A 13,262-nucleotide genomic window follows, 5' to 3' on the forward strand; every position below is an offset into this window, starting at 1 on the left:
GCGGATGGAAATCATCAACTGGCTGTCTTTAGCCATGATTCCAATCATTATTGCCGGAATTCTTCTTTATGGAACGATCAAAAAGGTTCCAACATATGAATCGTTTGTCGAAGGCGGGAAAGAGGGGATAGAAATTGCCTTTTCCATTATCCCCTATTTAGTCGGAATGCTTGTCGCTATAACTGTTTTCAGATCATCAGGCGCGCTTGATTTTATAATGGATCTTTTAAAACCGGTTTTCTCCGCTATCGGCATCCCTGCTGAAGTAGTGCCGCTTGCTCTGATCCGCCCGATCTCCGGTACGGCCGCACTCGGAATGACGACCGATTTAATTGCAGTATACGGGCCCGATTCCTTTATCGGCAGGCTGGCTTCCGTCATGCAGGGATCTACAGATACAACGCTTTACGTACTGACTGTGTATTTCGGAGCAGTCGGCATTAAAAAAATGGGTGATGCATTAAAGGTGGGACTTCTTGCAGATTTAATCGGCGTAGTTGCATCTATCATCATCGTTACGTTATTATTTGGGAGCGCCTGAAAACGGCGTTTTTTTTAGATTTGGCATCGGAATTTGAAAAAGCTTGTTTGTTAAGGTTGAAAAAAGTAAGATAATACTTGAGGTGAAAGACATGGAAAGACTGCAAAAAGTGATTGCTCATGCCGGAGTTGCGTCGCGCAGAAAGGCAGAAGAGCTGATTAAAGAAGGAAAAGTAAAGGTGAATGGCAAAGTAGTAACAGAGCTAGGTGTTAAGGTCACCGGTTCTGATCAGATTGAGGTAAACGGGTTAAAGGTTGAACGCGAAGAGCCGGTTTACTTTCTCTTATATAAACCAAGAGGCGTTATTTCCGCAGCGCAAGATGATAAAGGTCGCAAAGTGGTGACGGACTTTTTTAAAAATATTCCGCAGCGCATTTATCCGATTGGGCGTCTGGACTATGACACGAGCGGTCTTTTGCTTTTAACCAATGACGGCGAATTTGCCAATAAGCTAATGCACCCTAAGTATGAAATAGACAAAACATACGTGGCGAAGGTGAAAGGAATCCCGCCTAAAGAGCTGCTCAGAAAGCTGGAGCGCGGAATTAGGCTGGAAGAAGGCAAAACAGCGCCTGCTAAAGCGAAGCTGCTGTCCTTGGATAAGAAAAAGCAGACAAGCATTATTCAGCTGACGATCCATGAGGGACGCAACAGACAGGTGCGCCGCATGTTTGAAGCGATCGGACATGAGGTAATCAAGCTGAAGCGTGAGGAATACGCGTTTTTAAACCTGCGAGGCCTGCACACGGGCGATGCCAGAGAGCTTACGCCTCACGAAGTAAAAAGGCTCAGAGCACTGGCGGATCACGGTAAAAACGCTTTCTAAATTTCACATAACCTTCAAAAAGTAAGAAATGTGAAATGAACGTGCAATGATATAATTGAATGGATCTGCAATAGGGGGAAGGGGGCAGTGGACAATGAAGAAAAAAAGGCGTTTATTCATTCGGACCGGCATCCTTCTCGTTTTAATCTGCGCACTCGGCTATACCATTTACAATGCTGTATTTGCCGGCAAAGAGAGTATATCCGAAGGGTCCGACGCACCGAATTTTGTCCTTGAGGATACGAATGGGAAACGTATCGAGCTCAGTGACTTAAAAGGGAAAGGTGTTTTTTTGAATTTCTGGGGTACATGGTGTGAACCGTGCAAAAAAGAGTTTCCTTATATGGCAAACCAATATAAGCATTTTAAAAGCCAAGGTGTTGAAATTGTCGCTGTAAATGTTGGTGAGTCAAAGATAGCAGTACATAATTTTATGAAATCCTACGGAGTCAATTTCCCGGTTGTTCTGGATACAGATCGCCAAGTGCTTGATGCCTATGACGTATCTCCGCTTCCGACAACCTTTTTGATCAATCCGGAAGGAAAAGTTGTCAAGGTGGTGACCGGCACTATGACAGAAAGCATGATACATGATTATATGAATCTCATAAAACCCGGAGAGACTTCGGGATGAAGCAAGTCAAATGTGAATGCGGACATATAAACCCGGTCGGAACCGTTTTATGCGAATCGTGCGGAAGAGCTCTTCAGGAAACTCAACCTCCGCTCGCTGATATGAGATATGACGGAAGCGCAAGACGTTCGCAAACCTATAAGAAAACGATCATCGATAAAATTTGGAATTTCTTTTCCTCGGTTAAGGTGGGAATATGGCTTATCGTCATAACCCTTGCCGCATCAGCGTTCGGCACCATTTTTCCCCAGGAAGCCTATCTGCCTCCGGGCGCACAGGCTGATACTTATTACAAGGAGCAGTACGGCACGTTTGGCCAGCTTTATTATTTGCTCGGGTTTCATCATTTATATGGTTCTTGGTGGTATTTGCTGCTCATTGCCTCGATCGGCATTTCACTTGTGATTTGCAGCCTTGATCGGGTCATTCCGTTGTATAGAGCGTTAAAAAACCAAGGCGTCAGAAGGAGCCCGGCTTTTTTAAGAAGGCAGCGCTTGTTCAGTGAAACGGTTACTGTACTGAACGGGGAATCGAAAGAAAAGATAGTTGCTCTATTAAAGAAAAAACATTATAGAATCAGAGAAAAAGAGGGCAGCATTCTTGCTGAAAAAGGACGCTTTTCCCGCTGGGGCCCGTATGTCAACCACATTGGATTGATCATCTTTCTGGTTGGTGCGATGCTGAGATTTGTGCCTGGCATGTACGTTGATGAGACGCTTTGGGTCAGAGAAGGCGAAACCGCAGCAATTCCGGGTACAGACGGAAAATATTATTTGAAAAACAATCAATTCAGCGTAGAGACCTATAACAGCAAAACGGAAAAAAAGGTATTTGCAGATGCCATTGACAGAGTCGGGGACGGTAGAGTGGCAAAGAACTTTCAAACCGATGCCGTACTCTACAAGAGAGAAGGAAAAATTGTTTATGGCGAGAAGCCGAAGCTGAAAAAAGTAACAGAAGAAGACATCCGTGTCAATCAGCCGCTGCGTTTTGATTCTTTTTCCGTTTACCAGGTGGATTATAAAGAGAATCAGCTTGACCAAATGGTGTTCCAGCTGATTGATAAAAAAACAAAAAAATCCTTTGGGAGCCTGAAGATCAACCTTCTGGATCCAGATTCGGTCTATGATCTTGGCAACGGTTACAAGGTGGAAATCGCCAGCTACCTGCCTGACTTCTATTTTAATCAGGACGGAGAGCCGAGCACAAAAACAAAGATCCCTAACAATCCGGCTTTTGTCTTTAATATTATAACGCCGGACAAACCGAAAGGCGAAAAGAGCTTTGTCGCCATCCAAGAAACCATCGAAGGATCAGGCAATAATAAATACAAGCTGAAATTTGACCATGTCGAAACGAAAAACATTACTGGACTTACAGTCAGAAAGGACCTTACACTCTGGGTGCTTGCTGTCGGCGGAGCCATTTTTATGATCGGTGTCATTCAAGGTATGTACTGGCAGCATCGAAGAATTTGGCTGCACTCACAGGACGGTGCAGTTATGGTAGCGGGGCATACCAATAAAAACTGGTTTGGCCTGAAGAAGGATTTAGCATTTATATTGGCTGATTCCGGACTGACTGAACCGGTGGACCAAAAAGAATTAATCAAAACACAGAAATAGGCGAAAAGGGAGTGATGTCATGGCAGAGCTGAGCGGAAATTTTCTTTATGCGGCCTTTCTTGTGTATTTAATCGCTGTCCCAATTTTCGGCGGGGCCATACGCGGGAATAAAGATAAAAAGGGCAAGCCAAACCGATGGGCCAACATTGGAATCACCCTTTCTATTGTCGGTTTTTTCTGCCACCTTGGATATTTCATCACAAGGTGGGCTGCCAGCGGCCATGCGCCGGTCAGCAATATGTTTGAATTCACCACCGCTTTTGGCATGATGCTTGTTTTGGCGTTTATCATTCTTTATTTTCTCTATAGATTGCCTTCATTAGGCCTGTTTACGCTGTCAATTGCTTTATTGCTGATTGCCTACGCCAGCATGTTTCCGACAGATATCTCGCCTTTAATTCCTTCGCTCCAAAGCAACTGGCTGTATATTCATGTAACAACGGCCGCGCTTGGGCAAGCTATACTTGCCATCAGCTTTGTCGCTGGTGTCATCTTTCTTTTGAAGCATGTAGACCAGACAAAGCCAAGCAAAGATACCTTCTGGCTTGAAGCGATTATGTTTATTCTGGTCACAACCGTCGCCTTTATTGCAATCACATCAGCATTTCGTCTTGCAGGCTATGAAGCGGAGTTTAACTGGGTGGACAAAAGTAAAGAAAAAAGCGTGATGGTGTACGAAATGCCCGCGCTTGTCGGTCCGCATCAGGGAGAGCTTTTGACCGAAGGAAGAATGGAACCGTTTGTTGATCTTCCCGCGCTTTTCTCAGGCAGAAAAGTGAACACTGTCATTTGGTCATTTGGAGCAGGTCTTGTGTTGTATGGGGCTCTCCGTCTGATCATCAGAAAAAGAATCAGCGCTCTATTACATCCGCTGGTGAAAAACGTCAATCTTGATCTGGTGGATGAGGTTGGGTACAGGGCCGTATCAATCGGATTTCCGATCTTTACACTCGGCGCGCTGATCTTTGCAATGATTTGGGCTCAGCTCGCGTGGACCAGATTTTGGGGCTGGGACCCTAAGGAAGTATGGGCGCTGATCACATTTTTGTTCTATGCCGCTTACTTGCATTTAAGACTGTCAAGAGGCTGGCACGGTGAGAAGTCAGCATGGCTGGCCGTAATCGGTTTTGCTATTATTATGTTTAATTTAATATTCGTAAATCTTGTGCTTGCCGGACTTCATTCTTATGCATAGTCCTTTGAAAGCGACACAGTTCTCAAACTTTCTCACGATTTGATAAAATGAAAGTAACAGAAGGAAAGCAGGGGGAAAACATGGACCAAACGAACGAAACAAAAATATTAGTAGTAGATGACGAAGCCAGAATTCGCCGCCTTTTAAGAATGTATCTTGAACGTGAAAATTATGCTATAGATGAAGCTGAAAATGGTGATGAAGCCATTGCCAAAGGGCTTGAAGCCAATTATGACTTAATTTTGCTTGATCTGATGATGCCGGGGACTGATGGAATTGAAGTGTGCCGGCAAATTCGTGAAAAAAAAGCGACACCCATTATCATGCTGACCGCAAAAGGAGAAGAAGCAAACCGGGTGCAGGGGTTTGAAGCGGGAACAGATGATTATATTGTTAAGCCGTTCAGCCCGCGAGAAGTCGTGCTTCGTGTAAAGGCCCTTTTGAGAAGAGCATCCCAAACCTCTTATTTCAATGCCAATACACCGACGAAAAATGTGCTCGTGTTTTCACATCTGTCCATAGACCATGATGCTCACCGCGTAACAGCTGATGGAACAGAAGTGAGCCTAACGCCAAAAGAGTATGAGCTTCTATATTTCTTAGCGAAAACGCCTGACAAGGTGTATGATCGGGAAAAGCTTCTGAAAGAAGTGTGGCAATATGAGTTTTTTGGTGATTTACGGACAGTGGACACTCACGTCAAACGCTTGAGAGAGAAGCTGAACAAGGTATCTCCGGAAGCTGCGAAAAAAATTGTCACCGTATGGGGTGTAGGTTATAAATTTGAGGTCGGCGCTGAATGAAATTTTGGAAAAGCGTAGTAGGCAAGCTGTGGTTTACGATCCTTTCACTCGTCTTGATCGTATTGTTCATTTTAACGGTTCTTTTGCTGGAGTTTATTGAAAACTACCATGTGGAAGAAGCTGAGAATGATTTAACACAGCTTGCGAATAAAGTTGCTGTCATCCTAGAAAATCACGAGGACCAGGCACTGGCAAGGTCAATCACTTGGGAGCTCGCTGATAACTTAACAAGCATTGCCATCATCCAGGATGAGAAGAACCACTGGTATTCTCCGAACGATAAAAATCGCCTGTCGTCTATTACGGTTGAGCAAATACAGCATGACAAAGACTTAAATAAAGCTCTCCAAGACCATAAAAAAGTAAGCAAACGGACGGGACTGAGCGATACAGACACGGATAATGAACGCCTGATTGTAGGTGTCCCGTATGAAAAAGACGGAAAGAAAGGCATGGTCTTTTTATCCCAGTCTTTGCTTGCCGTTAAAGATACAACAAAACATACGACCCGCTATATTTTTCTTGCCGCTGGAATTGCGATTGTGCTGACCACATTTTTCGCATTCTTTTTATCAAGCAGGGTCACGTACCCTCTCCGAAAAATGAGAGAAGGCGCGCAGGATTTGGCGAAGGGCAAGTTCGATACAAAAATCCCGATTTTAACTCAGGATGAAATCGGGGAACTGGCGACCGCTTTTAATCAAATGGGCCGGCAGCTTAACTTTCATATCAATGCGCTCAATCAAGAAAAAGAGCAGCTTTCTAACATTTTGAGCAGTATGGCTGACGGGGTTATTACCATTAATATTGACGGTACGATTCTTGTGACCAACCCGCCGGCTGAACGTTTTCTTCAGGCTTGGTATTATGAACAGAACATGAATATCAAAGAAGGCGACAACCTTCCGCCTGAAGCAAAAGAGCTGTTTCAAAACGCTGTCAGCACTGAAAAAGAACAAATGATTGAGATGACGCTGCAAGGCAGATCATGGGTGCTTTTGATGTCGCCGCTTTATGCGGAATCGCACGTTAGAGGAGCGGTTGCCGTACTGCGTGACATGACAGAAGAACGCCGCCTTGATAAGCTGCGGGAGGACTTTATCGCAAATGTCAGTCATGAGCTGAGAACACCGATCTCCATGCTTCAGGGATACAGTGAAGCAATTGTCGATGACATTGCAAGCTCTGAAGAAGACCGGAAAGAAATTGCCCAAATCATTTATGACGAATCGCTTCGAATGGGCCGTTTAGTTAATGATTTGCTTGATTTAGCCCGAATGGAATCAGGCCATACAGGCTTACATTATGAAAAAATCAATGTGAATGAGTTTTTAGAAAAGATCATTCGGAAGTTTTCCGGTGTTGCGAAAGAAAAAAATATTGCTTTACATCATGACATTTCCCTTACAGAAGAGGAATTTATGTTTGATGAAGACAAGATGGAGCAGGTATTTACCAATTTGATCGATAACGCGCTGCGGCATACTTCATCCGGCGGCAGTGTCTCCATTTTAGTCCATTCTGTGAAGGATGGATTGAAAATTGATATCAAAGACTCCGGGTCCGGCATACCGGAAGAAGATCTGCCATTTATCTTTGAGCGGTTTTATAAGGCAGATAAAGCGCGGACAAGGGGCAGAGCAGGAACCGGGTTAGGGCTGGCTATCGTTAAAAATATCGTGGAAGCCCACAACGGATCAATTACTGTGCACAGCCGAATAGATAAAGGAACAACATTTACTTTTTATATTCCGACAAAACGGTAAAATCGAGTCTGAATTTGCCGAAGAATCTTGTTCCATAAGAAACACCCGCTGACTGAGCGGGTGTTTTTTTAATAGCCAACATTAATAAAATTTAAGGATATGTTAATATAAATTCCCTTCCAAATTCCAGTTACTCGTAATATAGTTGTAATGTAACTTTTCAAGCTATTCATACGACAAAAAAGTGAACGGAGGGGTTTCAAATGGAAGAAACCTTTCAATTATTATATGATACATATCATCAAGATTTGTACCAATTTTTATTTTATATGGTAAAGGATAAAAACCAGACAGAAGACCTTCTTCAAGAGGTTTATATCCGGGTATTAAATTCTTATCATACGTTTGAAGGAAGAAGCAGTGAAAAAACATGGCTTTTGTCTATCGCACGCCATGTTGCGATAGACTGGTTTCGTAAACAGCAAACAATCAGACAGCGTATACTCGGTACATTTGACTGGGATACACAGGATGTCAGGGATCAGCAATTGCTGCCGGACGAACTTGCGGTTCAACATGAAAATGTCCGGGAAATTTATGCTGCGCTTGATCAATGTACAATCGATCAAAGAGCTGTGATTATCTTGCGGTTTATTCAGGGATATTCAATACAGGAAACAGCCAAGGCTCTGCGCTTCTCGGAAAGCAAAGTAAAAACGACCCAACACAGAGGGCTCAAAGTACTTCGGAAACATATGGAGCTTTTGAGGGAGGAGCTAATGGATGATGAAGTCAGAATGGAACGAAGAACAGATAAAGGAGTTGTTAAGTCAACTTCCGGCAGTTAAAGACCATCGTTCGCCTCAGGATATTTATAAGCGGCTGACGATGGCAAAGCGTAAAAATAAGCCCGCTGTCAGGTGGATTGGCCCCGCGTGTGCCGCTGCAATTGCGGTTTATATCGCCTTCATTATTTCTCCTCATTTCTTTGATCAGGCACAGCCTCAACAAAAAGAAGCGTCCCAAGAGAACGCAGTAACGAAAACTGAGACAGAAGACAGCCCAAAAGCTGCATCATCCCTGGATCAGACATCGTTTGTTGTAACTAAAAAGGAACAAGACAATTACATCACTGTAGCAGTTGCTGATGCCGATACATCCGCAATCATACCCGTCAGCATTCAAAAAACAAATGCAGACCAAACGATCCAGGATATGCTGTTTGAAAGTAGTGAATTGGGCATCCTTGATCATGCCATTACAATTCCATCCTTCGTAGATGAAGTAGAAATAAAAGAAAAACCAAAGCAGAAGGAATTAAGTATACGAGTCCATCAGCCAGCTACGGCATTTTCTGTAAAAGATGATACACTGTTAAAAAAATTGCTTAAAGAATCCTTAAAATGGAGTCCTTATGAAAAAGTCAAATTTTTATCGGATCAAAATGAGACTGGGGTTCGGATTGGCTCATATGGCACTTTTACGGAAATTTCGATTCCCAAACAGTCAAAACGATCCTACTACTTGTACCAAAATAAACAAGGACAAGACTTTCTCGTTCCGTCAAATAATTCTTTTGATACAGTAAAAGAAGCGATTAATGAAATGGAATCGAGCAGTCAAAAAGATACAACACCGCTTATTCAAGCGGGTACTGTCCAATCTGTAACGAAGAAACAGAAGCACTTATATATCCGTTTCTCAAAGGACTCAGAAGTTGAGGATTCTATTGCCAGTATTTTAATGATTGAGGGACTTCTTTTAACCGCAAAAGAGTTTGGCTTCACAGAAGTGACCTTTACCGAAACCAGAACAAACAAAATCGGCAAATATGACGTATCAGATGCAATTCCGGTACCGGCTGCTCCAAATCCGATTTTCTTAAACTAAAATGGGCCCTTTGAGGCTCTTTTTTAGTTGCTATTCATATAATAGAAATTTTCAAAAAAAAGTTGTACGTGTATAATAAAACAAGGTAACGATTGAAAGGATTTGAGATGAGTGAACGTGTTAACAATTAAAGGAGTTTCCATCGGGGAAGGAATGCCGAAAATCATCGTTCCGCTGATGGGAAAGACGGAAAAACAAATTCTGAATGAAGCAGAGGCAGTAAAATTACTGAATCCGGACATTGTTGAATGGAGAGTCGACGTATTTGAAAAAGCTAATGACAGAGAAGCGGTCACAAAGCTCATTTCTAAGCTTCGTAAATCTTTAGAAGACAAGCTAATTCTATTTACATTCAGAACCCACAAAGAGGGCGGGAGCATGGAGATGGACGAAAGCTCCTATCTTGCTTTGCTGGAATCGGCAATCCAAACAAAAGACATCGATCTGATAGATATCGAATTATTTTCAGGAGATGCAAATGTAAAGGCGTTAGTATTGCTGGCGGAAGAAAACAACGTCTATGTGGTGATGTCAAATCACGACTTTGAAAAAACACCTTCGAAAGATGAGATTCTTTCAAGACTTCGGAAAATGCAGGATTTAGGGGCACATATTCCCAAAATGGCTGTCATGCCGAATGGTACTGGAGATCTCCTAACGCTGCTTGATGCGACGTATACAATGAAAACAAAATATGCAGACCGCCCCATTATTACAATGTCAATGGCTGCAACAGGGCTCATCAGCAGGCTGAGCGGTGAGATTTTTGGATCGGCTTGTACTTTTGGAGCTGGAGAAGAGGCGTCCGCACCAGGTCAAATACCTGTTTCTGAGCTAAGGAGTGTCTTAGACATTTTGCATAAAAACACACGAGGATAGAACAATAAAAAAACTCAAGCTTTATAGCTTGAGTTTTTTTTTGGATTATGGCAGATCAATGAGCTTCACGGACACAATATCAGGGACATTTGTTAGTTCTTTCACAATTTTATCTTCCAGATGTCTGTCAAAGGAAAGCATCATGATGGCTTCTCCGCCTTTTTCCTTACGGCCAACCTGCATAGTTGCAATGTTAATATCATTATCTCCGAGAATACGTCCTACTCGGCCGATGACACCTGTTGTATCTTGATGCTGGATATACACCAAGTGACCTGTCGGATAAAAATCAATATTAAATCCATTGATCTCGACAATTCGTTCTCCGAAATGAGGTATATACGTAGCCGTTACTGTAAAGGTGCTGCGGTCTCCTGTCACTTTTACGCTGATGCAGTTATCGTATCCAGATTCAGAAGAGGAAATTTTTTCACTGAAGCTGATGCCGCGTTCTTTTGCGACACCCCCGGCATTGACCTCGTTAACTGTAGAGTCAACGCGCGGTTTTAAAAAGCCTGACAGAAGGGCTTTTGTAATGAACGATGTTTCAAGTTTAGCAATTGTGCCTTCATATTGAATGGCAACATCCTGTACTGGTTCTTTCATGCACTGTGATACAAGGCTGCCAATTTTTCCTGCAATTTGATGGTAGGGCTTAATTTTAGCAAATTCATCTTTTGTCATGGCAGGCAGGTTGATAGCTGACATGACAGGCAGGCCTTTTGCGAACTGCAGAACTTCTTCTGACACTTGGGCGGCGACATTGAGCTGTGCTTCTTTCGTTGATGCTCCTAAGTGAGGAGTGGCAATGACTAATGGATGATCAACAAGTTTGTTGTCAACTGGCGGTTCAACTTCGAAAACGTCAAGAGCCGCTCCCGCAACATGCCCGTTTTCCAAAGCTTCGAGAAGTGCTGCTTCATCGATAATTCCGCCTCGCGCACAGTTAATTAAGCGAACGCCTTTTTTCGTTTTTGCAATCGTTTCTTTATTCAATAAGCCTTTTGTTTCTTTTGTTAAAGGCGTGTGAACGGTAATGATATCCGCACTTTCAAGCACTTCTTCAAATGTACGGCTGTTTACGCCGATTTTTTTCGCTCTTTCTTCCGTTAGGAAAGGATCAAAAACGTGCACTGTCATACCGAACGCTCTCGCACGCTGTGCAATTTCACTTCCGATTCGGCCTAATCCTACAATACCAAGCGTTTTTCCATAGAGCTCTGAACCGACGTAAGCTGTGCGGTTCCACTCTCTGGATTTCACTGAGATATTAGCCTGCGGAATGTGTCTCATTAAAGAAGAGATCATTGCAAATGTATGCTCAGCTGTCGAAATGGTGTTGCCGTTCGGAGCATTGATCACGATTACCCCGTGTTTCGTAGCCTCATCAATATCGATATTATCGACACCGACACCGGCTCTTCCGACAATTTTTAAAGAAGTCATTTTGTTGAAAAGGTCTTCTGTTACTTTTGTCGCACTTCGCACCAAAAGAGCATCAAAAGTATGTAATTCATCTTCTGCATCTGCTACGTTTTTTTGAACGATTTCAATAAAGTCTGATTCAATAAGTGGCTGTAAACCGTCGTTGCTCATTTTGTCTGAGACCAATACTCGAAACATCGTTAGATTTCCTCCTAAATTGACAAACTAAATATCTGATAATTTAACATATTCTTAAAAGAGTGTCAACGTGTATTGACGCAGTAAAGGATAAAAGTAAAGCCTAATAAATCAATGATTTGACAGCTTGCAGGTAATATATATAATTTGAAGCAATTCTCTATACAGCCAACCAGTTATCGTTTATAATGTAATTAAATTTCATATGATCAATCTTCGGGGCAGGGTGAAATTCCCTACCGGCGGTGATGAGCCAATGGCTCTAAGCCCGCGAGCTGTCTTTACAGCAGGATTCGGTGAGATTCCGGAGCCGACAGTACAGTCTGGATGGGAGAAGATGGAGGTTCATAAGCGTTTTGAAATTGAATTTTTCAAACGTTTCTTTACCTAGCCTAATTTTCGAAACCCCGCTTTTATATATGAAGCGGTTTTTTTATTGGCTGGAAAAGAACCTTTCCGTTTTCGAGTAAGATGTGATCGAAAAGGAGAGAATGAAGTGAAAGTAAAAAAATTAGTTGTGGTCAGCATGCTGAGCAGCATTGCATTTGTTTTGATGCTGTTAAATTTCCCGTTTCCGGGTCTTCCGGATTATTTAAAAATCGATTTTAGCGACGTTCCCGCTATTATTGCCATTCTGATTTACGGACCTTTGGCGGGTATTGCCGTAGAAGCGATAAAAAATGTTCTTCAGTATATCATTCAGGGAAGCATGGCCGGAGTTCCTGTAGGGCAAGTTGCGAATTTTATTGCAGGAACACTCTTTATATTACCGACTGCTTTCTTATTTAAAAAACTCAACTCAGCAAAGGGCTTGGCTGTCAGCCTGCTTTTGGGAACTGCAGCGATGACCATTTTAATGAGTATTTTAAATTATGTTCTGATTCTTCCGGCATACACGTGGTTTTTACATTCACCGGCATTATCCGACAGCGCGCTAAAAACAGCAGTCGTCGCAGGTATCCTGCCGTTTAACATGATAAAAGGTATTGTAATTACGGTTGTATTCTCACTAATTTTTATCAAGCTTAAGCCATGGATTGAGCAGCAGCGAAGTGCACATATCCATTAAATAAAAAAGCTCCCGTTCGGGAGCTTTTTTTAGTTACTTCTATTCAAATTTAAGCGGATCGCCTTCAAATGGCTCATCCGCCACTTTGATGGAATCAGTAGGGCATCCTTCAAATGCGTCAATCATATCTTCTTCCAGTACCTCAGGAACTTCGACAACACCTTTGTTTTCATCAAGCGTTACGAACGCGATGCCTTCATCATCGTAATCGTAAATGTCTGGTGCAGCAGCTCCGCAAGCGCCGCATGCAATACATGTATCTTTGTCTACGATTGTGTACTTTGCCATGAATAAAACCTCCCAGATTGTTCTTGGTGGAACAAATGGATCAATCTTTATATTTAATCAATTTAACACCTATTCCTCTTACTTATTGTAATGATGTTGCTGCTACATTTCAACAGAAAAATGATTGAGAATGCTTATCACATAAGGGGTTATCTACATAACATCCCCCTTAACGATGACTTT

General features: G+C 42.6%; 13 protein-coding genes and 1 riboswitch. Of the genes, 11 read left to right on the plus strand and 2 right to left on the minus strand.

Annotated features, from left to right (window positions below):
* Positions 1-4 precede the first annotated feature (4 nt).
* From spmB to aroD, 10 genes are all read left to right on the plus strand, one after another.
* The gene (gene spmB, locus WA279_RS03350) at positions 5-541 is read left to right on the plus strand and encodes a spore maturation protein SpmB (RefSeq protein WP_003223896.1); all 537 of its coding nucleotides are present in this window, start codon (positions 5-7) and stop codon (positions 539-541) included.
* 91 nt (positions 542-632) lie between these two features.
* Positions 633-1,367 (plus strand): 23S rRNA pseudouridine(2605) synthase RluB, encoded by a 735-nt coding sequence (rluB, locus tag WA279_RS03355; RefSeq protein WP_004398815.1) that lies wholly within the window; start codon positions 633-635, stop codon positions 1,365-1,367.
* A gap of 94 nt (positions 1,368-1,461) precedes the next feature.
* Entirely contained in the window at positions 1,462-2,001 is a 540-nt protein-coding gene (resA, locus tag WA279_RS03360) for a thiol-disulfide oxidoreductase ResA (RefSeq protein WP_003230513.1), read from the plus strand.
* Complete coding sequence (gene resB / locus WA279_RS03365) at positions 1,998-3,626, plus strand: cytochrome c biogenesis protein ResB (protein WP_336154266.1); 1,629 nt, start codon at positions 1,998-2,000, stop codon at positions 3,624-3,626. The genes resA and resB overlap by 4 nt, the downstream gene beginning before the upstream one ends.
* 19 nt (positions 3,627-3,645) lie before the next feature.
* Positions 3,646-4,821 carry a cytochrome c biogenesis protein ResC gene (resC, locus tag WA279_RS03370; protein WP_336154267.1) on the plus strand — a complete coding sequence of 392 codons (1,176 nt, stop codon included), beginning with the start codon at positions 3,646-3,648 and terminating at the stop codon, positions 4,819-4,821.
* 80 nt (positions 4,822-4,901) lie between these two features.
* Complete coding sequence (resD, locus tag WA279_RS03375; protein WP_003246107.1) at positions 4,902-5,624, plus strand: DNA-binding response regulator ResD; 723 nt, start codon at positions 4,902-4,904, stop codon at positions 5,622-5,624.
* Positions 5,621-7,390 (plus strand): sensor histidine kinase ResE, encoded by a 1,770-nt coding sequence (resE, locus tag WA279_RS03380; RefSeq protein WP_336154270.1) that lies wholly within the window; start codon positions 5,621-5,623, stop codon positions 7,388-7,390. Before resD ends, resE begins: the two co-directional genes overlap by 4 nt.
* Positions 7,391-7,593: 203 nt before the next feature.
* Complete coding sequence (sigX, locus tag WA279_RS03385) at positions 7,594-8,178, plus strand: RNA polymerase sigma factor SigX (protein ID WP_003230521.1); 585 nt, start codon at positions 7,594-7,596, stop codon at positions 8,176-8,178.
* Positions 8,114-9,220, plus strand: a complete 1,107-nt coding sequence (rsiX, locus tag WA279_RS03390; protein WP_336154271.1) for an anti-sigma-X factor RsiX — start codon at positions 8,114-8,116, stop codon at positions 9,218-9,220. Before sigX ends, rsiX begins: the two co-directional genes overlap by 65 nt.
* A gap of 111 nt (positions 9,221-9,331) precedes the next feature.
* A complete protein-coding gene (gene aroD, locus WA279_RS03395; protein WP_336154272.1) occupies positions 9,332-10,099 on the plus strand; it encodes a type I 3-dehydroquinate dehydratase in 768 nt (255 codons plus the stop codon).
* Positions 10,100-10,144: 45 nt separating this feature from the next.
* On the opposite strand, the gene serA is transcribed toward aroD, so the two are convergent.
* On the minus strand, positions 10,145-11,722 hold the full coding sequence (gene serA / locus WA279_RS03400; RefSeq protein WP_004398713.1) for a phosphoglycerate dehydrogenase: 1,578 nt from the start codon (positions 11,720-11,722) through the stop codon (positions 10,145-10,147).
* Between the two features lie 208 nt (positions 11,723-11,930).
* Positions 11,931-12,065: riboswitch (FMN riboswitch) on the plus strand.
* 153 nt (positions 12,066-12,218) lie between these two features.
* Between serA and fmnP the strand changes: the two genes are divergently transcribed.
* On the plus strand, positions 12,219-12,791 hold the full coding sequence (gene fmnP, locus WA279_RS03405; RefSeq protein ID WP_004399159.1) for a riboflavin transporter FmnP: 573 nt from the start codon (positions 12,219-12,221) through the stop codon (positions 12,789-12,791).
* Positions 12,792-12,830: 39 nt separating this feature from the next.
* On the opposite strand, the gene WA279_RS03410 is transcribed toward fmnP, so the two are convergent.
* Positions 12,831-13,079, minus strand: coding sequence for a ferredoxin (locus WA279_RS03410; RefSeq protein ID WP_003225461.1), 249 nt, complete (start codon positions 13,077-13,079; stop codon positions 12,831-12,833).
* Between the last annotated feature and the right edge of the window lie 183 nt (positions 13,080-13,262).

Origin of the sequence: Bacillus sp. 204(2023) (assembly GCF_037027505.1) — a bacterium.
GTDB lineage: Bacteria > Bacillota > Bacilli > Bacillales > Bacillaceae > Bacillus > Bacillus subtilis.